Source organism: Vibrio sp. SCSIO 43132 (genome assembly GCF_019904195.1).
GTDB classification, from domain to species: domain Bacteria; phylum Pseudomonadota; class Gammaproteobacteria; order Enterobacterales; family Vibrionaceae; genus Vibrio; species Vibrio nigripulchritudo.
Genome location: NZ_CP063199.1, coordinates 2760541 through 2784960, shown reverse-complemented (window position 1 = coordinate 2784960; position 24420 = coordinate 2760541). Strand labels below are relative to the sequence as shown.

General features: G+C 44.9%; 25 protein-coding genes. 16 read left to right on the top strand and 9 right to left on the bottom strand.

Annotated features, from left to right (window positions below; genetic code table 11):
* The first annotated feature begins 164 nt into the window (after positions 1-164).
* On the top strand, positions 165-1664 hold the full coding sequence (ptsG, locus tag INR79_RS12420; protein ID WP_004406081.1) for a PTS glucose transporter subunit IIBC: 1500 nt from the start codon (positions 165-167) through the stop codon (positions 1662-1664).
* A gap of 54 nt (positions 1665-1718) precedes the next feature.
* Here the strand turns inward: ptsG and INR79_RS12415 are convergent, their stop codons facing one another.
* From INR79_RS12415 to INR79_RS12405, 3 genes are read right to left on the bottom strand one after another with little or no spacing between them, the layout of a single operon-like run.
* On the bottom strand, positions 1719-2492 hold the full coding sequence (locus INR79_RS12415) for a heme ABC transporter ATP-binding protein (RefSeq protein WP_004406080.1): 774 nt from the start codon (positions 2490-2492) through the stop codon (positions 1719-1721).
* Positions 2489-3523 carry a FecCD family ABC transporter permease gene (locus INR79_RS12410; RefSeq protein WP_022551182.1) on the bottom strand — a complete coding sequence of 345 codons (1035 nt, stop codon included), beginning with the start codon at positions 3521-3523 and terminating at the stop codon, positions 2489-2491. Before INR79_RS12410 ends, INR79_RS12415 begins: the two co-directional genes overlap by 4 nt.
* Positions 3524-3536: 13 nt before the next feature.
* Entirely contained in the window at positions 3537-4391 is an 855-nt protein-coding gene (locus INR79_RS12405; protein WP_223094486.1) for a hemin ABC transporter substrate-binding protein, read from the bottom strand.
* 338 nt (positions 4392-4729) lie between these two features.
* On the opposite strand from INR79_RS12405, the gene hutW reads away from it, so the two are divergent.
* The 4 genes from hutW to INR79_RS12385 all read left to right on the top strand — a co-directional run bounded on the left by hutW (position 4730) and on the right by INR79_RS12385 (position 7844).
* Positions 4730-6094 (top strand): heme anaerobic degradation radical SAM methyltransferase ChuW/HutW, encoded by a 1365-nt coding sequence (gene hutW / locus INR79_RS12400; protein WP_223094484.1) that lies wholly within the window; start codon positions 4730-4732, stop codon positions 6092-6094.
* 18 nt (positions 6095-6112) lie between these two features.
* Positions 6113-6619, top strand: a complete 507-nt coding sequence (gene hutX, locus INR79_RS12395; protein WP_004406074.1) for a heme utilization cystosolic carrier protein HutX — start codon at positions 6113-6115, stop codon at positions 6617-6619.
* Between the two features lie 83 nt (positions 6620-6702).
* A complete protein-coding gene (gene hutZ / locus INR79_RS12390; RefSeq protein WP_004406073.1) occupies positions 6703-7233 on the top strand; it encodes a heme utilization protein HutZ in 531 nt (176 codons plus the stop codon).
* A 185-nt stretch (positions 7234-7418) separates the two neighbouring features.
* Positions 7419-7844, top strand: a complete 426-nt coding sequence (locus INR79_RS12385; RefSeq protein WP_004406071.1) for a hypothetical protein — start codon at positions 7419-7421, stop codon at positions 7842-7844.
* A 43-nt stretch (positions 7845-7887) separates the two neighbouring features.
* Here INR79_RS12385 and INR79_RS12380 read toward each other — a convergent pair whose 3' ends face one another.
* Both INR79_RS12380 and INR79_RS12375 read right to left on the bottom strand, forming a co-directional pair.
* On the bottom strand, positions 7888-7986 hold the full coding sequence (locus INR79_RS12380) for a MetS family NSS transporter small subunit (protein ID WP_004406069.1): 99 nt from the start codon (positions 7984-7986) through the stop codon (positions 7888-7890).
* Positions 7983-9449, bottom strand: coding sequence for a sodium-dependent transporter (locus INR79_RS12375; protein ID WP_004406068.1), 1467 nt, complete (start codon positions 9447-9449; stop codon positions 7983-7985). The genes INR79_RS12380 and INR79_RS12375 overlap by 4 nt, the downstream gene beginning before the upstream one ends.
* Before the next feature lie 580 nt (positions 9450-10029).
* On the opposite strand from INR79_RS12375, the gene INR79_RS12370 reads away from it, so the two are divergent.
* Both INR79_RS12370 and INR79_RS12365 read left to right on the top strand, forming a co-directional pair.
* Positions 10030-10122, top strand: a complete 93-nt coding sequence (locus INR79_RS12370; RefSeq protein ID WP_004406067.1) for a YnhF family membrane protein — start codon at positions 10030-10032, stop codon at positions 10120-10122.
* A gap of 26 nt (positions 10123-10148) precedes the next feature.
* Entirely contained in the window at positions 10149-11303 is a 1155-nt protein-coding gene (locus tag INR79_RS12365; protein ID WP_223094482.1) for a patatin family protein, read from the top strand.
* Between the two features lie 19 nt (positions 11304-11322).
* Here INR79_RS12365 and pyk read toward each other — a convergent pair whose 3' ends face one another.
* A complete protein-coding gene (gene pyk, locus INR79_RS12360) occupies positions 11323-12768 on the bottom strand; it encodes a pyruvate kinase (protein ID WP_223094480.1) in 1446 nt (481 codons plus the stop codon).
* A 256-nt stretch (positions 12769-13024) separates the two neighbouring features.
* On the opposite strand from pyk, the gene INR79_RS12355 reads away from it, so the two are divergent.
* Together INR79_RS12355 and INR79_RS12350 are read left to right on the top strand one after the other, a co-directional pair.
* Complete coding sequence (locus INR79_RS12355; protein WP_004406063.1) at positions 13025-14239, top strand: ROK family protein; 1215 nt, start codon at positions 13025-13027, stop codon at positions 14237-14239.
* Between the two features lie 102 nt (positions 14240-14341).
* Positions 14342-15280 (top strand): chemotaxis protein CheV, encoded by a 939-nt coding sequence (locus tag INR79_RS12350; protein ID WP_004406062.1) that lies wholly within the window; start codon positions 14342-14344, stop codon positions 15278-15280.
* Between the two features lie 49 nt (positions 15281-15329).
* On the opposite strand, the gene INR79_RS12345 is transcribed toward INR79_RS12350, so the two are convergent.
* The gene (locus INR79_RS12345; RefSeq protein ID WP_004406061.1) at positions 15330-16073 is read right to left on the bottom strand and encodes a YciK family oxidoreductase; all 744 of its coding nucleotides are present in this window, start codon (positions 16071-16073) and stop codon (positions 15330-15332) included.
* A 145-nt stretch (positions 16074-16218) separates the two neighbouring features.
* On the opposite strand from INR79_RS12345, the gene sohB reads away from it, so the two are divergent.
* The 7 genes from sohB (at position 16219) to pyrF (ending at position 22680) form a co-directional block, all read left to right on the top strand.
* Complete coding sequence (gene sohB / locus INR79_RS12340) at positions 16219-17280, top strand: protease SohB (protein WP_223094478.1); 1062 nt, start codon at positions 16219-16221, stop codon at positions 17278-17280.
* A 212-nt stretch (positions 17281-17492) separates the two neighbouring features.
* Entirely contained in the window at positions 17493-18173 is a 681-nt protein-coding gene (gene cmk / locus INR79_RS12335) for a (d)CMP kinase (protein ID WP_022595253.1), read from the top strand.
* A gap of 107 nt (positions 18174-18280) precedes the next feature.
* Positions 18281-19951 (top strand): 30S ribosomal protein S1, encoded by a 1671-nt coding sequence (rpsA, locus tag INR79_RS12330; RefSeq protein WP_004406055.1) that lies wholly within the window; start codon positions 18281-18283, stop codon positions 19949-19951.
* Positions 19952-20017: 66 nt separating this feature from the next.
* Positions 20018-20314 carry an integration host factor subunit beta gene (ihfB, locus tag INR79_RS12325; protein WP_158091126.1) on the top strand — a complete coding sequence of 99 codons (297 nt, stop codon included), beginning with the start codon at positions 20018-20020 and terminating at the stop codon, positions 20312-20314.
* A gap of 148 nt (positions 20315-20462) precedes the next feature.
* Positions 20463-20735, top strand: a complete 273-nt coding sequence (locus INR79_RS12320) for a LapA family protein (RefSeq protein WP_004406053.1) — start codon at positions 20463-20465, stop codon at positions 20733-20735.
* 10 nt (positions 20736-20745) lie between these two features.
* On the top strand, positions 20746-21915 hold the full coding sequence (gene lapB / locus INR79_RS12315) for a lipopolysaccharide assembly protein LapB (RefSeq protein WP_223094476.1): 1170 nt from the start codon (positions 20746-20748) through the stop codon (positions 21913-21915).
* A 69-nt stretch (positions 21916-21984) separates the two neighbouring features.
* Positions 21985-22680 (top strand): orotidine-5'-phosphate decarboxylase, encoded by a 696-nt coding sequence (pyrF, locus tag INR79_RS12310; protein WP_223094474.1) that lies wholly within the window; start codon positions 21985-21987, stop codon positions 22678-22680.
* A 49-nt stretch (positions 22681-22729) separates the two neighbouring features.
* Here the strand turns inward: pyrF and miaE are convergent, their stop codons facing one another.
* A complete protein-coding gene (gene miaE / locus INR79_RS12305; RefSeq protein WP_223094472.1) occupies positions 22730-23500 on the bottom strand; it encodes a tRNA isopentenyl-2-thiomethyl-A-37 hydroxylase MiaE in 771 nt (256 codons plus the stop codon).
* A 66-nt stretch (positions 23501-23566) separates the two neighbouring features.
* The gene (locus INR79_RS12300; RefSeq protein ID WP_022551169.1) at positions 23567-24331 is read right to left on the bottom strand and encodes a hypothetical protein; all 765 of its coding nucleotides are present in this window, start codon (positions 24329-24331) and stop codon (positions 23567-23569) included.
* Positions 24332-24420 lie beyond the last annotated feature (89 nt).

Sequence of the window (24420 nt, the reverse complement as noted above, 5' to 3'; positions counted from 1 at the left end):
TAGAGGCTAAAAATATAATTCTCAACAGGAATTCGTTCCTTTGAAACCTGACATGTTTACTAGTGTGATTGGTATCGAGATACAGGTACTGATCGTGGATGGTACAAGGCTACGGGGGTGTGCCGTCAGTGTTCAAAATATAATAATCAATCAGGAGCATAAACATGTTTAAAAATCTTTTCGCTAACCTGCAAAAAGTAGGTAAGGCGCTGATGCTTCCCGTCTCTGTGCTGCCAGTCGCGGGTATTCTATTAGGTGTCGGTGCCGCCGATCTCAGTTTTATCCCAGAAGTCGTATCAAGTTTAATGGAAAAAGCAGGGGGCTCTGTCTTTGGTCAGATGCCACTACTTTTTGCTGTAGGTGTTGCTTTAGGCTTCACAAATAATGACGGTGTATCCGGTCTTGCTGCTATTGTCGGCTACGGCATTATGGCGGCAACTTTGGGTGTGCTTGCTCAAATGGATGTTGAATCTGCTCAGGCTGCTGCACAGGCGGCAGGTCAGGTTCTGGATGACAGATCTATCGATTTGATCACCAAGCAATACGAGACCGGTGTACTAGGTGGCATTTTGGTCGGTGGTATTGCGGCTTGGTCATTTAACCGTTTCTTCAAGATTCAGTTGCCTGAATACCTTGGCTTCTTTGCGGGCAAGCGTGCAGTTCCAATTATTACTGGCTTCTTAGCCATCGCATTGGCACTTGTTCTTTCAATCGTATGGCCTCCGGTCGCAGTGGTTATGCAGACGTTCTCCGATTGGGCTGCTCATCAAAACCCAACCGTTGCTTTCGGTATCTACGGTATTATTGAACGTTCACTAATCCCATTTGGTTTGCACCATGTTTGGAACGTGCCTTTCTTCTTCGAAGCGGGTTCATGTCTGAATGCAGCGGGTGAAGCTCAAAACGGCGTACTTACTTGCTACCTTGTTGCAGATGAAGCGTCTCGTGCTGCGGGTAATGGTTTTGGTCAGCTTGCGGGCGGCTACATGTTCAAGATGTTTGGTCTGCCAGCAGCAGCAATCGCTATTGCTCACTGTGCGAAGCCAGAAAATCGCGCAAAAGTAATGGGTATCATGGCATCTGCTGCTCTGACTTCATTCCTGACCGGTATTACGGAACCAATTGAGTTCTCATTCCTGTTTGTAGCGCCTGTACTATACGGAATCCACGCACTGCTAGCAGGTTCTGCTTATGTTGTGTCTAACATGCTTGGCTTTGTTCACGGTACGTCTTTCTCACACGGTCTGATCGACTTCATTGTTCTGTCTGGCAATGCTCAGAAACAAGTACTGATGATCGCTGTAGGTCTTGGTTATGCAGCAATTTACTACTTTGTTTTCCGCGCAGTGATCACTGCACTGGATCTGAAAACACCAGGTCGTGAAGAGGAATCAGAGGAAGAAGCGACAGTATCAACAGGTACTGAACTGGCTGGTGACCTTGTTTCTGCGTTTGGCGGTAAAGGAAACATTACTGGTTTGGATGCGTGTATCACTCGCTTGCGTGTTTCAGTCGCAGACACTGAACAGGTTGACCAGGATCAGCTGAAGAAGCTTGGTGCAGCAGGTGTTGTTGTGGTTTCTGGTGGTGTTCAGGCAATCTTTGGTACTCGCTCAGACAACCTGAAAACGGATATGGATGAGTGGATTCGCAATAACGCGTAATACTTAGTAATCATTAAAAAAACCAGCCGAACTTCGGCTGGTTTTTTTGTTTTATTAAGCAGGGTAGACGACAGGATATTGATGTTTAGGATGCTTTTCGATGAAGGTTTTGAATCCGTACACATCTTCGATCAGCTGGGAGTTCAGAGCTTCCCAAGGTGAGTCATCTTCAACAATCTTTCCGTTATTCAGGAAAATCATTCTGTCTGAATATTGTGCCGCCAAATTCAGGTCGTGCAATACAACGATAACTGCCGCACCTTCTGCTGCCAATTCCCTTGCCAAGGCTAACGTGCTGTGTTGGTGAGCAAGATCCAGAGCCGAAGTAGGCTCATCCAGCATCAGTATTTTATTCTCACTACTGGAAATCTGCAGCAATACTCGAGCTAAGTGAACCCGCTGCTTTTCTCCGCCAGAAAGAGAAGGGTACAGGCGGTTAGCCAAGTCTGAAACGTCCACTTTACGCATCATCTCTGATGCCAGCGGTTTTATTTCTGAGTTAGGAAGAGCCAATGGCATGGCACCAAGTTCAACCACTTCCTGGGCAAGAAATGGAAAACTCAAAGTACTGTGCTGAGGAAGCATGCCTACGTACTTCGCTAATTCGGTTTTATCCCATTCAGTACGTGACTTATTCAGATAGTAAACGTCGCTTTCACTTGGGATTTCGCCATTTAAAATTTTCAGCAGGCTGCTTTTACCTGCGCCATTTGACCCCATCAGCGCAGTCACTTGACCTGCGTAAATGTCGATAGAAAGATCATCGATGATTTTTCGATTGCCAAAGCTCAAATTAAGGTTTTTAGCCGAGATCACTGGAGTGGTCATATCATTTTCCCTCTCTGTTGGATCAAAATAAGAAGGAAGAAAGGTGTACCAATCAGAGCCGTCACAATACCCACCGGGAGTTCGGCAGGTGCCACTGCTACTCGAGCAATCATATCTGAGCCAGTTAATATCAGCGCGCCAAATAAAGCGGAGAGGGGAAGTAAACCTCTATGATCCGGACCAACCAGCATTCTTATCAGGTGAGGGACGATAAGACCGATGAATCCAATCACTCCAGTCAGGCTGACCGCAACGCCCACACCTATGGCAGACAACACAATCAAACGACGCTTAAAGGACTGAACGTTGACACCCATATGCGCGGCTTCAGATTCTCCGAGCAACATGGCGTTTAAAGGCATCGCCTCACGACGGAAAGTGATGTACAGCAAAAGTAAGGTGATGCTGCCTAAGCCAATTCCTGACCACGTAGCACCTGCTAATGAACCCATAGACCACAAAGACAGGTCACGTAGTGCCTGATCGTCTGCTGCGAAATTCAGATATCCGATTCCAGCACCGCTAAGTGCACTAATGGCAATGCCTGCCAGCAGCATGATGGTTACAGATGTCCCAAATTTGCTGGTGCCCAGACGATAAACAATCATGGTTGCGATTAAGCCACCGATAAACGCAAAAATCGGAACAGCAAACAGGCTAATTATGGTTGCTGCTTCTTCGAGCCAACTGGCAAAAAGCACCATTGCAATGGCTGCTCCGAGCATTGCCCCAGCGGAGACACCAATAATACCTGGTTCAGCCAGTGGGTTGCGGAACAACCCCTGCATTACCGCACCACAAAGCGCGAGAATCGCACCAATAATTATGCACATTAGTGTGCGAGGTAGACGGATTTCGTTGATAACAATTTTGATGTGATCCGGCAGCGTAAAAGCCGATGGAAACAAGCTTTTGAAGCTGTCGGCAATGGTGATGTTCATTGGACCGACAGCGATAGAGCTTGCAGAGGTAAACACCAATAACGCGACAAACAGCATTACTAACGCTGAAATTGGAATTTTTCTGAGCATAGATAGCGTTTTCTTATGGGTAAAGGATTTGGTTAACTCGTTGAGCTTCTTCTAGGGTTCTCAACCCAAGACCGCCAACCAGTGCTTTTCCATCAATAGTGACAAACGCTTTGTTTTTGCCTGCAGGAGTGGCGGCAAGCAAAGGCATAGTTTTCAGAATGGCATCTGCACCACCCAGTTTTTCCCAACTGCGACCACTTACCAGAATGACGTCTGGCTGCATCTCTACAAGAGATTCAGTCGAAAGAGGCTTATAGGATTTTACCGAAGTCGCTACCGGATTAAATGCACCAGCAAGAGAAATCAATGCATCTGGTGTTGTTTCGCTACCGGCAACATTGGCTGGGCGACCTTCATGAATCAGCAAGAAAAGGACGCGTTTCTGCTTGGCTTTATCAGGATGGTTGTTTGTGATGGTGTCGATTTGAGTCTGAACTTTATCTTTTAAAGCAGGTGCTTGCTGCTGAGAACCCGTAATTGAAGCCACTTCGTCAATTCGAGATAGCAGACCTTCAACAGTAGGAGACGTGTTCACCACTTCTACCTTTACTCCAGCGTTTTTTAGTTGGCTTAGTGCCGTTGCTGGTCCCATTTCCTCAGAACCGATCAAAGTGTTAGGCGCCAGAGCCAGAAGCCCTTCTGCCGAAATTCTTCTGTGATAACCGATCACAGGAAGCTCTTTGCCCTCAGGCTGGTTGCTTGTTACGTCGATCGCTACAAGCTGAGAGGAAGCCCCCAGAGCGTCGATCAATTCTGTGACTGCTGCTCCGGCGCTGATCACGCGTTCTTGAGCAAAAAGGGACGTACTAATGAGCAAAGTTGCCATTGCAATGGTAATGGACTTAAAAGTAGATAGGATCTTTTCCATGATTGAAATGTTCTTAATTTGGATGAGGTTTCAGTTAATCACATTGCATATTGGCGCATTTAGAAATAAAAATACTATTGTGACAGACTGATACGAATGACACTAATTATCAATTGCATTATCATAATCTGAAAATTACTATATTGCGAGCTTAGTTATATATACCCAAGTGACCTTAGGATTCGGCGCTCAGAGTTTTATATTCTGTCTGATGCTATAAGAGTAATTGGCTGGGATTCGTCGTTTATTTTGATGGTAATCGCAGAGACCGAGCACAGCTGAATACCAAGAGATTACTTCGGTATAAGCGTTATGAGGCACATTGTGTGTAAACTAAGATGACTATAAACCTTCAAGTGCTGGACGAATCTGTATTGGGAACATCCACCCCGGATCCGTTGAGATTTGCCTTCGAGAAAAAGCGCTCAGCGCATGCTGGAGGTCGTTCACAGCCTCCACTTTCTCAAGAGCAATTATCTGAACAGCTAAAACTCGCATTGTCTGGGTCGGAGTTAAACCCAAGCAAGAAAAGATGCCTTTATGTTCATATCCCCTTCTGCCGGGTTCGTTGTACGTTTTGCAACTTCTTTCAGAATGCAGCAAGTCGCAAGCTGGTAGATGAATATTTTTCTGCATTGCTTGTAGAACTGGAACATAAAGCGAAACAACCCTGGACTCAGTCCGGTGCGTTTCACGCTGTGTATATTGGTGGCGGTACTCCTACGGACCTGTCATCAGAACAAATTAGGATCCTGGGAACAAGAATAAGGACTCTGTTTCCATTGACCACGGATTGTGAAATTACACTTGAAGGTCGAATTAATCGCTTTAGCGATGAAATGTTTGAAAATGCGTTGGAAGGAGGATTTAACCGATTCTCTTTTGGTGTGCAAAGCTTTAACACGCTCGTTCGTCGGACCGCTAAACGTTTGGACGACAGAGAAGTGGTACTTAATCGCCTTTCTGAACTGAGTCGACAAGATGAAGCGCCGATTGTGATCGATCTACTTTACGGATTGCCACATCAAGACAGGCAAGTCTTTGAACAAGATTTGAATGACTATCTTGAAACAGGCGCTCACGGTATTGATTTGTACCAGCTTATGGTTGGTGGTTCAGCGCCGATGATCAATTTGGTCGAGAAAGGAAAAATGCCTCCGCCAGCAACAACACCTGAAAAAGCGGAGTTGTTTGCTGCTGGGGTAAGTTTTATGGATAAGCACCATATGCGTCGCTTAAGTGTGAATCACTGGGCGCTCGATAACCGCGAACGCAGCTTATACAACAGCATCGCGAAAACGTCGGCAGAAGTACTGCCCGTTGGCTGTGGGGCTGGTGGTCATTTATCAGGTTACTCTCTGATGAATGTCCGAATGCTGGATCAGTATTTGAAGCGAGTGAGATCTGGTGAGCCAACTGCGGCAATGATGATGCCCAGAAGCAAAGACGCCGATTTGCATGACGAGATTAAAGCAGGCTTTGATGCCGGAGTTCTCGCCGCGAGAAACCTGGAAAAACTGGGTTACTCAGGTGTGTTTGAGTGGCTTGAACCGCTATTCAAACACTGGGAATCAAACGGTTTAGTTGAGCGGGATGGGCGTTATCTGCAATTGACACTTGCTGGAGCATTCTGGTCTGTCACCCTTGCACAAGGCGTGATTCAAGCACTTCAAACTTACGAAAATGCTGCGAGTGTTGCGTAGCTGTTAACTGGAAATATTATGGATAAAGAACAATTAAAACAAAATGTTGCTGAACTGCTAGAGCAAGACGAAACCTTACTTCCTTCGACTATCGCAGAGCAATTGAATGTATCAGAACTGGAAGTGGTTCGCTCACTTCCAGGCGACATGGCGACGATGATTGCGGGTGAATCTGCTCAGGAAATTCTGGAAGGTTTAGTCGATTGGGGACCTGTAACAACGATTGTTCACTCAATGGGCTCAATTTTTGAAGTGAAAGCCCCATTCCCTAAAGGCAAGGTAGCACACGGTTATTACAACCTGATGGGTAAACAGGGCGAAATGCATGGTCACCTTAAGCTGGATCTGGTCAAAGCCGTTGCTCTGGTCAGTAAGCCTTTCCGTGGTAAAGAAAGTCATTACTTCGGTTTCTTTACGGAGCAGGGAGATAGCATTTTCAAAATTTACCTGGGTCGAGATGAGAAGAGAGTGCTCATTCCAGAGCAGGTAGAAAAGTTTAACGCGCTAAAGAAGCAATACGCGTAGTTCAACTAACGTGCAGCGAAAGAAAAATGAGATCGACTCATGGCTGCATGTTAGATTAAATATAAGTGTTAGGAGAGAACAATATGGATCAAGCTGCAAAACAAGAGCGCTTGCAGACTCGTTTAGGACCTGAAATCAAAGAGTTCCGTGAAGAGCGTAAGACATTACAACTGGCAACAGTAGACGAAGAAAACCGTCCAAACGTGAGCTACGCACCGTTTGTTCAAAACGAAAATGGTTACTTTGTACTGATCTCTGAAATTGCTCGTCACGCAAGAAACCTTGCAACAAACCCTCAAGTTTCGATCATGATGATCGAAGATGAGGACACGTCAAAGCAGTTGTTTGCGCGTAAGCGTCTAACGTTTGATGCAACGGCTTCAGTGGTTGATCGTGAGGCGGCACAATGGGGTGAAGTTATTGACCAGATGCGTGACCGCTTTGGCGATATCATTGATGGTCTTAGCCAGCTTCAGGATTTCAAACTGTTCAAGCTTACGCCTATCAAAGGTCTGTTTGTAAAAGGTTTTGGACAGGCATTCCAGGTGTCTGGCGATGATTTGGTTGATGTTGTACATCTTGATGAAGGTCATAAGAAGATCGAACAAGACTAAATCCATCACACCGTATACATCATTAAAGGTCAGCAGTGCTGACCTTTTTTCTATCTCCAACCTTCTTTAGCAGTACAAGCCACACGTATTCTTCAATAATTTGACACAACTTTAACTTCTTTTCTATTTACCCCAACCATAGGTTTACGGAAAATCCGCATAACGAAATTGTGTAAGGGTTAAAAATGAAAGCTGTTTCTCGTTCAGTAGCTGGTGTAGCAATGCTGCTAACAGTGGTTGCTCAGCCTGTATTCGCAGAGTCTAATCAGAAAGGTGAATGGAAGTTGGGTATGGGCTTAGACCAAGGTTTGAGTGTTGTGGCTCAATACAAAGATACCTACAACTTTGCGATAGGTAATCACGGCATTTCGGCTGATTATCTACTCAAAAAAGGCCAGTTCGAATCTTCAGAAGTGCCTTTTACTTGGTACTTTGGAGCTGGTGCCTGGATTGGCTGGGAGGAAAGCTTTGGACCAAGAATGCCATTGGGGCTGGATTGGGATTTCGCCAAAGGCTGGGATGCGTATGCGCAAGTGGCTCCGGGTCTGAACATCCATAAAGGTATTAACCTGGGATTGGATGCTTCGGTTGGTGTCCGATATTCATTCTAAAAAAATGCCGGCAACTGCCGGCATTTTTTATTTAAGCGACTGATTAGTCTTGTTTGTCCATCGCTCGCTTGATGCAGAATGCTGCGCCGCCCCAAGTGATACCCAAACCTAAAACCATCATGATGATTGCACCTGTTGTCATGCGTTGATCTCCTTACGGCTAGTTGCGTTAATGATAAGACCGAATGCAAATAGGGCAGCAATCAGAACCCAACCAAGAGTCAGGTCGTAACCACCGTAGCCATCGGTGAACAAAGCGCTAAGCTTGTTGATTAAAATGTAAATCAGAATCGCTGGCGTAATAAAGCGCAGACAGATATCAAACCACTGACCGATAGCGAAATCTGAAGAACCGTTAACGTATTCACGAACTTCGCCTACTTTGCTCACAATCCAAGCCATCAATACGATTTCGATCAGACCGCCTAGCATGATGCCCACGTTGTTTGCGAAGTGGTCTACAAGATCCAGCAGTAACAAACCACCGTTAGTTGCAAACGCCATAGAAACCACAAGCCCGATACCTACCACAATGTTTGCGGCTTTCTTACGGCTCCACTTAAGCTTGTCCATGATGGCAGACGTTACCGCTTCCATGATGGAAATATGCGAACTAAGACCTGCTACGACAAGTGCAAAGAACAGCAGTGGACCAAGGATATATGGTGCAGGAAGCAAGTTGATTGCTGCTGGCAGAGTAACAAATGCCAGTCCTACGCCCGCAGATACAACTTCTGTCAGAGGTTTACCCTGTTCCTGAGCCATGTAACCCAATACGGAGAAGATCATGATACCCGCCAGAATCGAGAAGCCACAGTTAATCAATACTGTCATGAACGCATTATTCGTGATGTCTGATTTCTCAGGCAGGTAGCTTGAGTAAGCTAGCATGATGGCGAAGCCGATACTTAAGGAGAAGAAAATCTGACCGTAAGCAGCTGCCCAAACCTTAACATCCCATATCTTGCTGAAATCAGGTTCAAACATGTAGTTAACACCGTCAAGTGCACCTGGCAGGAAGATCATTCGACCAATCAGAACAATAACCATGATGAACAAAACAGGCATCATGATCTTAGATGCACGTTCGATACCAGATTTCACGCCACCAACGATTGCTGCGTAGGTAATCCCCCAAGCAATCAACATAGCAATGGCAATTTTCCACTGAATGCTGCCAAGGTTTGTAGGTGAGTTATTACCCAGTTGCAGGTATTCGCTGAAGAAGAATGCGTTTGTATCTTCGCCCCATCCTTGAGTAAAGGACATGCCAAAGTAAGAAATTGCCCAGCCGATAACTGCTACATAGTAAACAGCGATAACGGCGGCAACGCCTACCTGGAACCAGCCAAGCCACTCAAATTTAGGATGGATCTTAGATAACGTTTTTGGTGCTGAACCACGGTATTTCTGACCCATACTGAATTCGAGGATCATAAATGGAATACCTGCGGTAATCATGGCGAAAAGGTATGGAATAAAAAATGCGCCGCCACCATTCTCGTAGGCCATATAAGGGAAACGCCATATGTTTCCAAGCCCGATTGCTGATCCTACTGCTGCCAATATAAAACCGGCGCGGGATCCCCATTGTTCTCGCTTCATTAATTAACTCCTTTACGACTTACTGAGTCTGTCTATTCACACTTACACTTCCCATATTTGAAATTGTTTTTTTGCTCACAATGCATGAATTTGAAATTAACAATCAATGCTAAGGCAATTTATTAGGGAATTATTTTGGTTTTAAGTGTAAAACTCAGTGATTAGTTCTATTTGTTACGATGTGTGTATGCATATTCTGGAACTTTCCGCTATGCGTAGAGTTGAGACTACCCATTAAGATTCTGTATGGCAATAGTTTCTATTGTGTAATTTGTTTTGGTGAAATGGGTTTCGATATCTTTAAATCATAATAATTAAGAATAATATTCTGCTAATTTGCAACTTATGTTCAGTAAAGGTCTGTTTGTGGTTTTGATCGCAGATATGAATGACTTAATGGAAAAAAAGTTCATTTGACGGAAAAAACATCAAATGTGGATATTTGTGTACTGCACTTAACACGATCAGTGAATATTTTTGCAAATGTGATACTGGCAGCATACTTGTTTGTAAGTTGATAAGAAGTCTTGAATGAAAATCTTTCTGCTGTTATTAATTTGTTAATAACCGGAGGTGAAGTATGGACTTTGATTTGAAATTTGCAGTCGGCACAACCGTCATCGTATTTTCTGTATTGGTGGCATTTGCTGTAATCGCGATTACAACCGCTTAAGAAGCGGCTGTTGTTAGAAGCCGGATATGACAAATGCCGGAATAGTCACGGAGTCTGCCACCGCAATTGATACCACTCGTTTACACAGTTATTTTGGTGGCAACACGTCTTTGGTCGCACAAGGTGGCGGTCAAAGAGGCATTTTTACGGCCGGTGTTTTAGACGCTTTTCTTTATTCTGATTTTGACCCCTTCGATACCTACTATGGCACCTCTGCTGGTGCATTAAACCTTTGCGCTTACTTGTGCCGTCAGGCTGGGTTGGGGCGTTCTTTTCTTCTTGATCTAACCACGCAACCTGAATTTTTCAGCCTGTTTGGCTATATACGCAATCAGCAAACGCTTGATATCGACTGGGCTCTGGACAAAGTTTGCCAGTATCCCTATAAACTCGACGTGGATTTGGGCAGGCAGCAACTACAGGGTAAGCAAGCCTTTGCTTCAGTAACCGATGCAGTTCATCTGCAAGATCACTATTTACCTATGTTGAGAGATAACTGGGTAGATGTGTTGAAAGCGACTTGCGCCATTCCGAGGCTGTATAAGGGAGAAGTGGTTATTGATGGTGTGCGCTACCTTGATGGGGGCGTATCTGCTTCTGTGCCTGTCCAGCAAGCCTGGCGAATGGGTGGGCGAATGATTGTTGTGATTCGTACTGAACCGTTTGAACAACAATCTGCGGTAGAAGATATACCTGACTCAGAAAACGCTATGCCAGTTTGGTTAAGGCAATCGGTCGATGCTTTGCAAAATCAGTGGGACACAAAAGTATTGGAGTGGAAAAGTGACTGGGCAGATTTTCTATTAGAAAAATTTAATCAGTCTGGTCTGAATCGCACTCATAAAGCTCAACCAAGGTTACTTAACGGTGGACGTTGGTTGTTTGGTGCAGGGGATGTATACCGCCTCAGCCATATGCTGGGAGAAACGTTTGATTCTGGTTTGGCGGATATGTTGATGGTGCATTACCAGACTTATTCTCTGACTCAGCAATTTCTGACGTCACCTCCTGATGATTGTTTTGTTGTACAAATTCATCCGGAAGCTCCTCTGGAATCGACTTCTCTTCTGAGTGATAGGGAAGCGCTTCTGTCCGATTACGAATTGGGTTTGAAAGCCGGAAGCAGGTTTATTGAAACCTACTTGGAGGCAGAAGCGAGTCAAAACCCTCGCTCTGCCTGATTCCCAAACAGGTTCAAATCTATCTTACTTCGATAATTCGCATGCAGTTGGTCGAACCAATAACATCCATCACATCACCTTGAGTAATAATGACGACGTCTCCGGCATCGAGAAAACCTTGTTCTTTCAGTGTCTCCAGCGCTGAATAAGTAGTATCTAAACCTGAACCACCTTCAGTTCCAAAGTACACAGGCGTAACGCCGCGATATAGGGTACAACGATTAAGTGTCGCTTCATTTCTCGATAGAGCAAAAATAGGCAGACCAGAGCTCAAACGCGACATAGTCAGTACGGTTTTTCCTGATTCCGTCAGGCTAACCATCGCTTTTACGCCTTCTAAGTGGTTAGCTGCGTACATGGTTGCCATGGAAATAGTTTCTGAAGCTGACTCAAATTGCCTTGTCAGGCGGTGACCAGATACATTTACAGACGGCATTTTCTCTGCCCCTATACAAACTTCTGCCATTGATCTGACGGTCTCTACAGGGTAATTACCCGCTGCAGTTTCTCCAGAAAGCATGACGGCGTCAGTACCATCTAACACGGCATTCGCTACATCCATCACTTCTGCACGTGTTGGCATTGGGTTTTCGATCATGGATTCCATCATCTGTGTTGCTGTAATCACGGTTCTGTTGTGCTTGCGGGCTCGTCGAATCAGTTGCTTCTGTACGCCAACCAGCTCAGGGTCACCGATTTCAACACCCAAGTCACCACGTGCCACCATTACAGCATCTGAAGCCAGAATGATGTCGTCCATGCTGTCGTCATCAATAACCGTTTCAGCACGCTCAACCTTCGCAACCATTCGAGCCTCTAACCCTGCGTCTGTTGCAAGGTGACGGGCGTATTTCATATCTTCCCCGTTTCTTGGGAAGGAGACGGCGAGGTAATCAACTTTGATTTTTGCAGCCGTCAGGATGTCGGCTTTGTCTTTTTCAGTGAGTGCTTCAGCAGAAAGTCCACCGCCTTTTTTGTTGATCCCTTTGTTGTTAGAAAGGTCGCCACCAATGAGGACTGAGGTATGCACTTTAGCGTTTTCTACCGACAGGACTTTAAGCTGCACACGTCCGTCATCGAGCAGCAAGATATCTCCATTACTCACATCCCGAGGCAGTTCTTTGTAGTCTACGCCAACAGCCGTCTCTGTTCCTTCACCTGCCGGAAGTTCTGCATCTAAAACAAACTTAGCGCCGACATTGAGCTCTACTTTTCCCTCTTTGAACGTAGACACGCGGATCTTTGGTCCTTGCAAGTCGCCCAAAATCGCCACGTGAGTACCTAATCTTGCAGCAATTTGTCTTACTTTCTGAGCTCGTTGAATGTGGTCTTCTGCGCTACCATGCGAGAAGTTCATTCGCACCACGTTTGCTCCAGCTTCTATGATCCCTTCCAGATTGTTGTCTTTGTCAGTCGAAGGACCCAGAGTAGCAACAATTTTTGTTCGTCTGATGAGTTTAGACATATGAATCTCCGTTAGATCGCCTTAATTCCATGTATTCTTGCTTTTGTATAAACAAGTGTAGCGAGTAGGAGATATTTTCGTTCGCAAAAAAACATCGAGTGGATCACTATTCTCAGGTTTAAAAAATGTCTAAATTCAAACTTGTATAAAAAGAATTGAGAGATACGTGATGGGAGTCACGACGATGGATTAAGCTGCTTCACAATTAGTTTTCAAAGTAAAAAAATTAGTAGGTTTACAATCTTCGGAGTTTCCTATGTACATGGCTCAACCAGGCCATATTGATCATATCAAGCAGGTCAACGCTGGCCGTGTATATAAGTTGATAGACTTAAAAGGTCCTATTTCTCGTATAGACTTATCGAAAACCAGCGAGCTGGCACCCGCCAGTATTACCAAAATTACCCGAGAGCTCATCGATGCTCACCTAATTCATGAAACGACGGTTCAGGAAGCGACGAGCCGTGGACGTCCTGCGGTTGGTCTTCAAACAGATAACGAAGGTTGGCAATTTCTATCGATGCGCCTTGGTCGAGGCTACCTGACTATTGCTCTGCATGAACATGGCGGTTCCGTATTGGTAGATACGAAAATCACCATTGATGAAATCGAACAGGACGAAGTGCTGGAAAGGCTACTTCACGAGATTGAAGAGTTTTTTCAGGTGTATTCAGACAAACTGGATCGCGTAACCAGTATCGCTCTTACTCTTCCCGGGCTGGTGGATTCCGACAAAGGCATTGTTTTGCAGATGCCTCATTACAATGTGAATAACCTGGCGTTAGGACCAGAAATCTACAAAGCGACGGGTCTGCCTGTGTTCATTGCTAACGATACCCGAGCCTGGGCACTGGCAGAGAAGTTATTCGGGAATTCTCAGGGTGTAGAAAACTCTGTTCTGATTTCAATTCATCACGGCCTAGGCGCAGGTATCATCCTTGATGGTCGCGTGCTGCAAGGTCGACATGGCAATATTGGTGAGTTAGGGCACATTCAGATCACACCTGAAGGGAAGCAATGCCACTGTGGCAATACAGGATGTCTGGAAACCTTAGCGAGCTCAAAGGCATTAAGGGAAGTGATCACTGCCCGCATAGCTGACGGTGAAGAAACTTCGATTCCTCACGACGACATTACTATTGAGTCTATTTGTGCAGCTGCGGAAGCAGGGGATGCATTAGCCATAGAAGAAATTCAGAGACTCGGCAGATACCTCGGTGCGGCAATTGCCATTGTGATTAACTTATTTAACCCGGAAAAAGTGCTGATCGGTGGTGTGATAAATCAGGCTAAGTCTATTTTATATCCGTCGATTCAAGAATGTATCGAAACACAGACCTTGCCAGTTTACCATCAAGATCTACAATTGGAGGAGAGTCGTTTCTATACTGAAGCAACGATGCCGGGAGCTGCTTTGATAAAACAAGCGATGTACGATGGTCAGCTACTCATGAAAGTGGTTGAAGGTTAATCCATTCCTGTACAGATTGAGCCGGATTAGTTGGTTCGTAATATGGCGCAGATGCAATTGATGCTGTACTCTGTAATTATTGATTAATTAGTGAGAAACCGTATGTCTGGAGTATTAAGCAGCGTTGACCAAAGAACAAAGCTAGTCGGTGAAAACCGTTTAGAGTTGTTATTGTTCCAGCTCAATAGCTCGCAAATTTTTGCCGTAAACGTATTTAAGGTTCGGGAAGTCTTAAAACTTCCGCAACTCACTAAACTACCAGGTGCGCATCATTATATTACTGGTGTTGCATCGCTTCGTGGTGAATCTGTCCCTGTTATTGATCTTCGCGCTGCGATTGGCTTTCGACCTATGCAGGATAGCGAAGAACAGAATCTCATTATTACTGAATACAACCGTACTATTCAGGGCTTCTTGGTCGGTCAGGTTCGCAACATCATCAATACCGCATGGACAGAAATCCAGCCACCACCAAAAACAGCTGGTCGTGCTAACTATCTGACCGCTATTACCAATATCATGGAAAACGAGCAAAAGCGCATCGTTGAAATAATTGATGTTGAGAAAGTTTTGGCAGAAATAGTCGACTATGACGTTTCAATTTCCGACGGCGTTTTAGATGAAGATTTAAGTCACGAGATGGCGGGTCGTAAGATCCTGATTGTCGATGATTCTTCAACGGCTCGAAATCAGGTTCGAGGCACGTTGAGCCAGTTAGGGCTTGAAATCATGGAATGTAATGATGGTCTTGAGGCTCTTAATCTTCTCAAGTCATGGTGTGATGAAGGGAAAGATGTGGCTAATGAATTGCTCCTCATGATCACCGATGCAGAGATGCCTGAAATGGACGGCTATAAACTGACGCACGAAGTGCGCAGCGATCCCCGAATGAAAGATCTCTACATCACATTGAATACATCTCTCAGCGGTAGCTTTAACGAGGCGATGGTTGAGAAGGTAGGTTGCAACAAGTTTATATCTAAGTTCCAACCTGATTTGCTGGTAAAAGTGACTCAGGATCGGTTAAGAGACATTATCTAACAAAACGCCCGGCACTGAGCCGGGCGTTTTTCTTTCGTGCGAAACTCATCTACTTTTTGGGTTGAGCGTCGATACACTCTCCATGTACGCTTTTACCCTCTGGAGCCATTAGGTAAAGATAAAGTGGCATGATATCCAATGGGGTCTTCAATAATTCTGCATCTTCTGCCGGGTAGGCTTTAGCACGCATTCCCGTTCTTGTACCACCAGGATTGATCGCACTAACTCTAACGCTTGTGTCTTCCAGTTCATCTGCCAGTACTTGCATCATGCCTTCAGTTGCAAACTTAGACATGGCATAGGTTCCCCAGAATGCTCGCCCATCGTGCCCAACGGTTGAAGAGGTAAATACCAGACGACCGTCTTCAGATTTTTTCAGAAGCGGTAACACAGCCTGAGTCATCAGAAACTGCGCTTTTACGTTGATTTGCATGACATCGTCGTAGGTGTCTTCACCAATTTGGTCAAAAGGACTGATCACACCAAGAATACTGGCGTTATGAAGTACACCGTCTAAACGACCAAACTGACCTTCGATGGTCTCTACCATATCCTGGTAATGTTGTTTGGTTGCTCCTTTCATATCAAGTGGAATAATCGCAGGCTGTGGTGCGCCGATTGCTTCAATTTCGTCGTAGGTTTCTTCAAGTTTGGCAACGGTTCTTCCCAAGAGAATTACGGTAGCTCCGTGTTCGGCATAACTGATAGCCGCCTGCTTACCAATACCTGCTCCTGCACCCGTGACCAATATGACTCTGCCTGCTAAGGCTTTATCTGAGACTGAATAATCCACTTTTCTCACCTTGTAATATGAATTGGCGACCACCATTAATGTCCTATAAGTGATTGATACATCACTATCGAAAATCGGCATTTACTATTGGTAATCGTGACAAGATGGTTACAATACACCAATTCATTCTCTTGGGGATATCACATTGGAATTTTTATTAGATTACGGATTATTTTTAGCCAAGATCGTCACAATACTGGCAGCCGTTGTAGTGCTACTCGTGGTGGTAAAGTCTGTGGGTGGAAAGCAAGGCGGTGCAAAAGGTGAGTTGGAAGTAACCAATCTTACTGAGCGATACGAACACAGCGTAGAGCAGCTTGAGAATCACCTTCACGATGAAGCGTTTTTAAAAGCCAAACACAAGGCAGATAAAAAAGCGCAGAAAGAAAAAGACAAAGAACGTGAAAAAGAAGTGAAGAAAGCTGCAAAGGATGGCGAGTTAGAAGCGAATAGAAAGCCACACCTTTTCGTATTGGACTTCAATGGATCCATTGACGCAAAAGAAGTGACAGCGCTACGCGAAGAAGTCAGTGCTATTGTAGCTGTTGCGAAAGAAGGAGATGAGGTTCTTGTAAAACTCGAGTCAGGAGGTGGAATGGTTCACGCTTATGGCTTAGCGTCTTCTCAGTTAGATCGTATCAAAGCGGCTAATCTGCCTCTTATCATTTCTGTCGACAAAGTCGCTGCCAGTGGTGGTTACATGATGGCGTGTGTGGCCGATAAAATTGTCTCTGCCCCTTTTGCTGTAGTAGGTTCTATTGGTGTTATTGCTCAGTTGCCAAACTTCAATAAACTTCTGAAAAAACACGATATCGAGTACGAGCAACTCACTGCAGGTGAGTACAAGCGTACCCTGACTATGTTTGGTGAAAACACCGACAAGGCACGTGATAAATTCAAAGAAGAGCTAGAAGAAACACATGGTCTGTTTAAAAACTTTATCAATGAGCGCAGACCGACACTTGATCTGGATAAGGTAGCGACTGGTGAACACTGGTTCGGTACACAGGCAAAAGACCTGGGGCTGGTTGACGAGATCTCAACCTCAGACGATTTGGTGATGAAAGCCTGCCAAGACAAGACGGTTCTGTCTATTCATTATGTTCAAAAGAAAAAATTGTCTGACAAGCTTACAGGTGTAGGTGCAAACATTATTGATAATGTGATCATGAAGTGGGTGTCTAAAGGTCAAAGACCGATTCTATAGACTATTATTTAGTAAGGTCTGATATTTCAAACAAAAGTCCGTTTTGTGTAAGTGGTGTTACATTTTCTTGTATAAACAGAAACTTGTATCACATGTATACAAAATATAACGGACTTTTTTGTTTTTTATTCATCATAGCTTTCGGTATAATAGCGCGCCGATAAAAGTGGGTGGCATAAGAACGCTCACTACAAACGAAAACGGAGAAAAACATGTCCCTTCAACCTCCAGTTATTACTGTAGACGGTCCTAGCGGTGCAGGGAAAGGTACCCTTTGTATGTTGTTGGCGGAAAAACTTGGCTTTCATTTGCTCGATTCGGGCGCGATTTATCGTGTTCTTGCACTTGCTGCGATCCATCATGGAATAGACACGGAATCTGAAGATGCTTTGGTTCCGATTGCCACGCACCTGGATGTTCAGTTTATCGCTGAAGGTGACCTGGTGAAGGTTATTCTGGAAGGCGAAGATGTATCTAAAGAACTTCGTAAAGAAACCACTGGCGAGGCAGCTTCAAAAATTGCAGCGTTGCCGCGTGTTCGTGAAGCACTTTTACGTCGTCAGCGCTCATTTGCGTCCGAACCTGGCTTAGTAGGTGATGGTCGTGATTTGGGCACGGTAGTTTTTCCATCCGCTGTAGCGAAAATCTTCTTGGACGCCAGCGCGGAAGAAAGAGCGAATAGACGCTACAAGCAGTTGCAAGAAAAGGGGCATGATGTTAAATTTGATGACCTTTTGCGCGAGATCCAGGACAGAGACGACCGTGACCGAAACAGAACGGTAGCGCCTTTACGTCCAGCGGAAGACGCGTTAGTGCTTGATTCTACATCACTTTCTATTGATGAAGTGGTACAGCAAGCGCTTGAATTTATTGAATCTAAACTGTCTCAATAGTGTCTATTGGGGCAGTCGGACTGTTGGTCGCAAGGAAGATGACTGGCAATTTTATCAACCCCACGAGGTAGGACACCCGTGGACGTTTAAATATTGAAGATCAAATAATGACTGAATCTTTTGCTCAACTCTTTGAAGAGTTTCTAAACGAGACTGAATTCCAACAAGGTACTATCGTTAAAGGTACTGTAGTAGCTATCGAGAACGGTTTCGTTCTTGTTGACGCTGGTCTTAAGTCTGAGTCTGCTATCCCAGCTGAACAATTCAAGAACGCTGCTGGCGAACTTGAAGTTGAAGTAGGTACTGAAGTAGACGTAGCGCTAGACGCTGTTGAAGACGGTTTCGGTGAAACTCAACTTTCTCGTGAGAAAGCGAAGCGTCACGAAGCTTGGATCGTACTTGAGAAAGCTTACGAAGAAGCTGAAACTGTTGTTGGCGTTATCAACGGTAAAGTTAAAGGCGGTTTCACTGTTGAACTAAACGGTATCCGTGCTTTCCTTCCAGGTTCTCTAGTAGACGTGCGTCCAATCCGCGACACTGCTCACCTAGAAAACAAAGAGCTAGAGTTCAAAGTAATCAAGCTAGACCAGAAGCGTAACAACGTTGTTGTTTCTCGTCGTGCTGTTATCGAATCTGAAAACAGCGTTGAGCGTGACGAGCTTCTTGAAACTCTACAAGAAGGTACTGAAGTTAAAGGTATCGTTAAGAACCTTACTGACTACGGTGCGTTCGTTGACCTTGGCGGTGTAGACGGTCTTCTACACATCACTGACATGGCTTGGAAGCGTGTTAAGCACCCATCTGAGATCGTTAACGTTGGTGACGAGATCCTAGTTAAAGTTCTTAAGTTCGACCGTGACCGCACTCGCGTATCTCTAGGTCTTAAGCAGCTAGGCGAAGATCCATGGGTAGCAATCGCTAAGCGTTACCCAGAAGGTCACAAGCTTTCTGGTCGTGTTACTAACCTAACTGACTACGGTTGCTTCGTTGAAATCGAAGAAGGCGTTGAAGGTCTGGTACACGTATCTGAAATGGACTGGACTAACAAGAACATCCACCCATCTAAAGTTGTGAACGTAGGCGACGAAGTTGAGGTTATGGTTCTTGAGATCGACGAAGAGCGTCGTCGTATTTCTCTAGGTCTTAAGCAGTGTAAAGCTAACCCATGGCAGTCATTCGCTGAAGCTCAAGCTAAAGGCGATAAAGTAACTGGTAAGATCAAGTCTATCACTGACTTTGGTATCTTCATCGGTCTTGAAGGCGGCATCGACGGTCTTGTACACCTATCTGACATCTCTTGGAACGTTCCAGGTGAAGAAGCGGTACGTGAATACAAGAAAGGCGACGAAATCTCTGCAGTTGTACTTGCAGTAGACGCAGAGCGCGAGCGTATCTCTCTAGGCGTTAAGCAAATGGAGAACGACCCGTTCAACGCATACGTTGCTGACAACAAGAAAGGTGCTCTAGTAAACGGTACTGTAACTGCAGTTGACGCAAAAGGTGCTACAATTGAACTTGTAGAGGGCGTTGAAGGTTACATCCGTGCTTCTGAAGTATCTCGTGACCGTGTTGAAGATGCGTCTCTAATCCTAAGCGTTGGTGACAGCGTTGAAGCGAAGTTCACAGGTGTTGACCGTAAGAACCGCGTAATCAACCTATCTATCAAAGCTAAAGATGAAGCTGAAGAGCAAGAAGCAATGGCTTCACTGAACAAGTCTGAAGAAGGCGCGTTCGGTAACGCTATGGCTGATGCATTCAAGGCTGCTAAAGGCGAATAATAAATCGCTAAAGGGGAGCCACTAGGCTCCCTTTTTTTCGATAAGTGCCTTTTTGATTCCATTGAAATGAGGGGAACTATGACTAAGTCTGAACTAATAGAAAGACTCTGCGCGCAGCAAACACACCTTTCTGCAAAAGAAGTAGAAGATGCCGTCAAGGATATTCTTGAACATATGGCGTCAACCCTGGAAAGCGGTGATCGTATTGAGATCCGTGGTTTCGGTAGTTTCTCATTGCACTATCGTGAGCCAAGAATGGGTCGTAACCCAAAAACTGGTGAAAAAGTTGAGCTAGACGGCAAGTACGTACCTCACTTCAAGCCGGGCAAGGAGTTACGCGAACGCGTTAACATCCACGGCTAATCACCAATTGGTGTTATAGAAAAGCGGCATGCATCTCGTATGCCGCTTTTTTATAACTAAAATACTTAGATTCATCAGATTCTTGATGGTTTGATCGTATAAATTCCTGCATAATCTAATCCCTAAGCTTATTCCGGAGTAGTGATTTATGAAAATTATAAAAATAATCTTGGTAATTGCTCTTGTGCTGATCGCCTTGGCTTTAGGCGCGCAAAATCAACAGGTGGTTTCATTCAACTATCTGTTAGCAAAAGGTGATTTCCACTTGTCATTACTGTTGGGTTTGGTGTTTGTTGTTGGCTTTGGGATAGCGGCTCTTGTATTTGGTAGTGTTCAGTTCAAGCAAAAGCTCACCATCCGTAAGCTCAGAAAACAACTCAATAACCAGCCAGCAATAGAGAAGCAACAGAGTAACGCCTAAGGCAAATTGAATGCTTGAACTTCTCTTCTTGTTGTTACCAATTGCGGCAGCCTATGGATGGTACATGGGTAATCGCAGTGCAAACTTCGACAAGCAGAAACAATCAAATCAGATATCCCGCCAGTACGTTACTGGTCTAAACCTACTTCTTTCCGATCAGTCAGATAAAGCGGTCGACCATTTTATCGAGTTGCTTCAAGTCGATGATGAAACCATCGATACTCATTTAGCCTTAGGTAACTTATTTCGATCTCGCGGTGAAGTAGACCGCGCGATCCGAATTCACCAAAACCTCATTTCCCGTTCAGGGCTTACCATTGAGCAAAAGAACATTGCGCTTCAGCAGCTTGCTAAAGATTTTATGGTATCTGGTCTGTTAGACCGCGCTGAGAAAATATTCCTTCAGCTACTGGATGAACCAGATCACCGGGAAGCCGCGCTGACACAGTTAGTCATCATTTTTCAGCAAACTCGGGAATGGAGTAAAGCCATCGAGTACGCTTCCGCGCTGGTGAAGTTAGGTAAAATCCGAATTAAGAAAGATATCGCACACTACTACTGCGAACTTGCAATGCAGGAGCAAGGTGAAGGGAACATTAAGAAATCAGTAGCGCTACTGAAAAAGGCGCTCACCGAAGACCCAAATTGTGTTCGTGCCAGCATTGCATTGGGGAAGGTTTATCAAGCTCAAGACGATTACAGCAACACCGTCCGCTACCTTGAGCAAGTGCTGGATCAAGACGTAGACTTTTTGGGGCAGGTTTTGCCGACTATTGCTGAGTGCTATCAAAAACTGAGCAAAGAAGGGGAATTACTTGAATTTCTTCATCGTTGTATCGAGAAAAAAGCAGGTGTATCTGCAGAGCTTATGTTAGCTCAGTTGGTTGCAGAGCATGAGGGCGTTGCAGCAGCGCAGACGTTACTCACTAGACAACTAGTCAAAAATCCGACCATGAAAGGCTTCTATCGCCTGATGGATTACCATCTTGAAGAAGCAGAAGAAGGTCGCGCTAAAGAGAGTCTGACAACACTTCAAGGCATGGTAGGTGAACAACTCAAGGTGAAACCCCATCATCGTTGCCGAAAATGCGGATTTTCAACTCGCTCTCTGTATTGGCATTGCCCGTCTTGTAAAGGGTGGGGTACCATTAAACCGATTCGCGGGCTTGATGGTGAATAGAATTTGCAGATCATGGTTTAACCGTGATCTTTTGCTTAGAAATAGGCTCATTTAAAGTAGGAGATAAAAGTGATCGATCAGAAAGTCATCGTGGCACTTGATTACGACAAGCAAGAAGATGCACTAGCGTTTGTCGATAGAATTGACCCAAGTACTTGCCGCCTGAAGGTAGGCAAAGAGATGTTTACTCTGTTTGGTCCTGAATTTGTACGCGAGCTGCATAAGCGAGGCTTCTCAGTATTCCTTGACCTGAAGTTCCACGATATTCCTAATACCTGTTCAAAAGCGGTAAGAGCGGCAGCAGAGCTAGGAGTATGGATGGTAAACGTACATGCTGGTGGCGGTGAACGAATGATGAGTGCTTCTCGCGAAATCCTGGAGCCTTACGGTAAAGACCGCCCACTGCTTATAGGTGTGACAGTATTAACCAGCATGGAGCAGAATGACCTTGCGGGTATCGGTTTGGACGTTGCTCCTCAAGAGCAAGTGATGCGTCTAGCCAATCTGACTAAGCGTTCAGGTCTTGATGGAGTTGTGTGCTCTGCTCAGGAAGCTTCTCTGCTTAAGTCTGAGCTAGGTCGCGAGTTTAAGCTGGTCACGCCAGGAATACGACCAGCAGGTGCTGCTGTGGGCGACCAGAAGCGTATCATGACTCCTGTTGATGCCATTGAAGCGGGTTCTGACTACTTGGTGATTGGTCGTCCAATCACGCAAGCTGCCGATCCTGCTAAAGTTCTCGCTGAGATCAATGCGACACTCGCATAAAAAATTTGGAATAAATACAAAAACGCCCACTTCAAAAGTGGGCGTTTTTTTAGGCGGGCTTACCGCTGTGGAATTTGAAATCTCTATCTGGGGATGAAATTAAATCCGCTTCTAGCTGGCCGAAAAATGCCACTCTTTCAGAAATATCTTTCCCGGCAATTTGTTCAGCTAAGGTCAGGTAGTCTTGATAATGCCTAGCTTCCGAGCGCAGGAGAGAGACATAGAATTTGCAGATGTCTTCGTCCATATGAGGGGCAAGCTTTGCAAATCGTTCGCAAGAGCGAGCTTCGATATAAGCACCGATGATAAGTTTGTCGATCAGTGTTTGTGGCTCGTGAGTTTTCATTTCTGAGAGTAAGCCTTTCGCATATCGGCTGGCTGAAATGTTTTCATATGGAATGCCTCGCGACTCCATTATCTCGAGTACTTGATAGAAATGATGCAGTTCTTCTTTGATCAAAAGAACCATTTTATCGATAAGGTCCTGGCTATAGGGTGAGTCGCCTTTCGCCATGATGGACTTGGAAATATTACTCTTCCCTTTTAATGTCTCGATGGTTCCGATTTTTCTATAGGCAAAATCTTCGTAGGGTTTAAACCAATCGAGTAAGGTATGTGCACTGTCTTTATCGACCGCGTATTTGCGGATGAGGTACATGGCTGACTGACCCGCTTTAAGCTCACACAGCAAGTGATCCAGCAAAACGACTGGCAGGTTTTCGGGTTTTTTGGCTTCTTCAATCCATTCTTCGGGAGTATCGCATTGAAGGAAAGATTTGATTGGCTGGAGCAGTTCTTGAATAGTTTCGTTATCAATCATGGTTAATAGCTAACATAAAAAAGGTCGCTGAAAGCGACCTTTGGTTGATTTGAGTCTGGTGGTAGTTTACCACTTTTTCTTTTCGCCGAAGAGTGCATCCATATCGTCGTTACGTTCTTTTTCGTCACGATCTTTTGCATGCTCCGCTTCTTTATCCTGTCTCTTCTGATTCAGGTCATCAAGCATCGCCTGAAGCTTCTCTTTTGCTTTATTTGAGTAGGAATCATTTTTTGAAGCCAGAGCGTCTAAGCCCTTCTTCAGAAGCTGTTTTGCTGTACCTGCTTGCCCACGTAGCACAGAATCATTGGCACGCTTGATTACGTTTTCTATGTTGATTCGGACCTGAATCTGCTCTAGGCGCGCATTTTCAGCAACGTAGCTTTGTGTATCGAAGCGCCCTTTGTTGTGTTCACTTCGAATAGTTTCTCTAAGTCTCTTTACCAGCTTAAGCATAATGATGGCTTGCTTGTCGCTACTTGGGACTTTAAAAGACGCTGTTTCACCGCCTTGATAATTATCCTTTAGTTGCTGAATCTGCGATTGCATGTTTGCAATGCGAGCTTTGAGTTGTTTATTTTTAGGATCAAGCTCGAACATAGATTCTAATGCATCAAGAATACGTGTATTCAGGCACACCAATAACTCTTTACTGTAGGGCAAGTGGTGTGCGTTACCGATGAGGTCTTCTGTTGCGTCGATAACGGCTAAATGACGAGTGGATTCTTGTTTTTTTGCAGTCTCTACTTTCACGCGGTACTGAAGCATTATGTTGTAACCGATAACGAGAACCAACAAAATGGCAACAAGCGCAATTATTAAACCAATATTCATAAACTTAAGTCTGCATTCCGTACAAAAAAGCTAACCCCCGAGGATACACGATAATGTATTGTTTCTGTACCCAAGATAAGAACAAAGTT

Bases quoted from the DNA above. Each gene is read 5' to 3' on its own strand.
- ptsG (WP_004406081.1), top strand. From the start codon at position 165: ATGTTTAAAAATCTTTTCGCTAACCTGCAAAAAGTAGGTAAGGCGCTG.
- INR79_RS12415 (WP_004406080.1), bottom strand. From the start codon at position 2,492: ATGACCACTCCAGTGATCTCGGCTAAAAACCTTAATTTGAGCTTTGGC.
- INR79_RS12410 (WP_022551182.1), bottom strand. From the start codon at position 3,523: ATGCTCAGAAAAATTCCAATTTCAGCGTTAGTAATGCTGTTTGTCGCG.
- INR79_RS12405 (WP_223094486.1), bottom strand. From the start codon at position 4,391: ATGGAAAAGATCCTATCTACTTTTAAGTCCATTACCATTGCAATGGCA.
- hutW (WP_223094484.1), top strand. From the start codon at position 4,730: ATGACTATAAACCTTCAAGTGCTGGACGAATCTGTATTGGGAACATCC.
- hutX (WP_004406074.1), top strand. From the start codon at position 6,113: ATGGATAAAGAACAATTAAAACAAAATGTTGCTGAACTGCTAGAGCAA.
- hutZ (WP_004406073.1), top strand. From the start codon at position 6,703: ATGGATCAAGCTGCAAAACAAGAGCGCTTGCAGACTCGTTTAGGACCT.
- INR79_RS12385 (WP_004406071.1), top strand. From the start codon at position 7,419: ATGAAAGCTGTTTCTCGTTCAGTAGCTGGTGTAGCAATGCTGCTAACA.
- INR79_RS12380 (WP_004406069.1), bottom strand. From the start codon at position 7,986: ATGACAACAGGTGCAATCATCATGATGGTTTTAGGTTTGGGTATCACT.
- INR79_RS12375 (WP_004406068.1), bottom strand. From the start codon at position 9,449: ATGAAGCGAGAACAATGGGGATCCCGCGCCGGTTTTATATTGGCAGCA.
- INR79_RS12370 (WP_004406067.1), top strand. From the start codon at position 10,030: ATGGACTTTGATTTGAAATTTGCAGTCGGCACAACCGTCATCGTATTT.
- INR79_RS12365 (WP_223094482.1), top strand. From the start codon at position 10,149: ATGACAAATGCCGGAATAGTCACGGAGTCTGCCACCGCAATTGATACC.
- pyk (WP_223094480.1), bottom strand. From the start codon at position 12,768: ATGTCTAAACTCATCAGACGAACAAAAATTGTTGCTACTCTGGGTCCT.
- INR79_RS12355 (WP_004406063.1), top strand. From the start codon at position 13,025: ATGTACATGGCTCAACCAGGCCATATTGATCATATCAAGCAGGTCAAC.
- INR79_RS12350 (WP_004406062.1), top strand. From the start codon at position 14,342: ATGTCTGGAGTATTAAGCAGCGTTGACCAAAGAACAAAGCTAGTCGGT.
- cmk (WP_022595253.1), top strand. From the start codon at position 17,493: ATGTCCCTTCAACCTCCAGTTATTACTGTAGACGGTCCTAGCGGTGCA.
- rpsA (WP_004406055.1), top strand. From the start codon at position 18,281: ATGACTGAATCTTTTGCTCAACTCTTTGAAGAGTTTCTAAACGAGACT.
- ihfB (WP_158091126.1), top strand. From the start codon at position 20,018: ATGAGGGGAACTATGACTAAGTCTGAACTAATAGAAAGACTCTGCGCG.
- INR79_RS12320 (WP_004406053.1), top strand. From the start codon at position 20,463: ATGAAAATTATAAAAATAATCTTGGTAATTGCTCTTGTGCTGATCGCC.
- lapB (WP_223094476.1), top strand. From the start codon at position 20,746: ATGCTTGAACTTCTCTTCTTGTTGTTACCAATTGCGGCAGCCTATGGA.
- miaE (WP_223094472.1), bottom strand. From the start codon at position 23,500: ATGATTGATAACGAAACTATTCAAGAACTGCTCCAGCCAATCAAATCT.
- INR79_RS12300 (WP_022551169.1), bottom strand. From the start codon at position 24,331: ATGAATATTGGTTTAATAATTGCGCTTGTTGCCATTTTGTTGGTTCTC.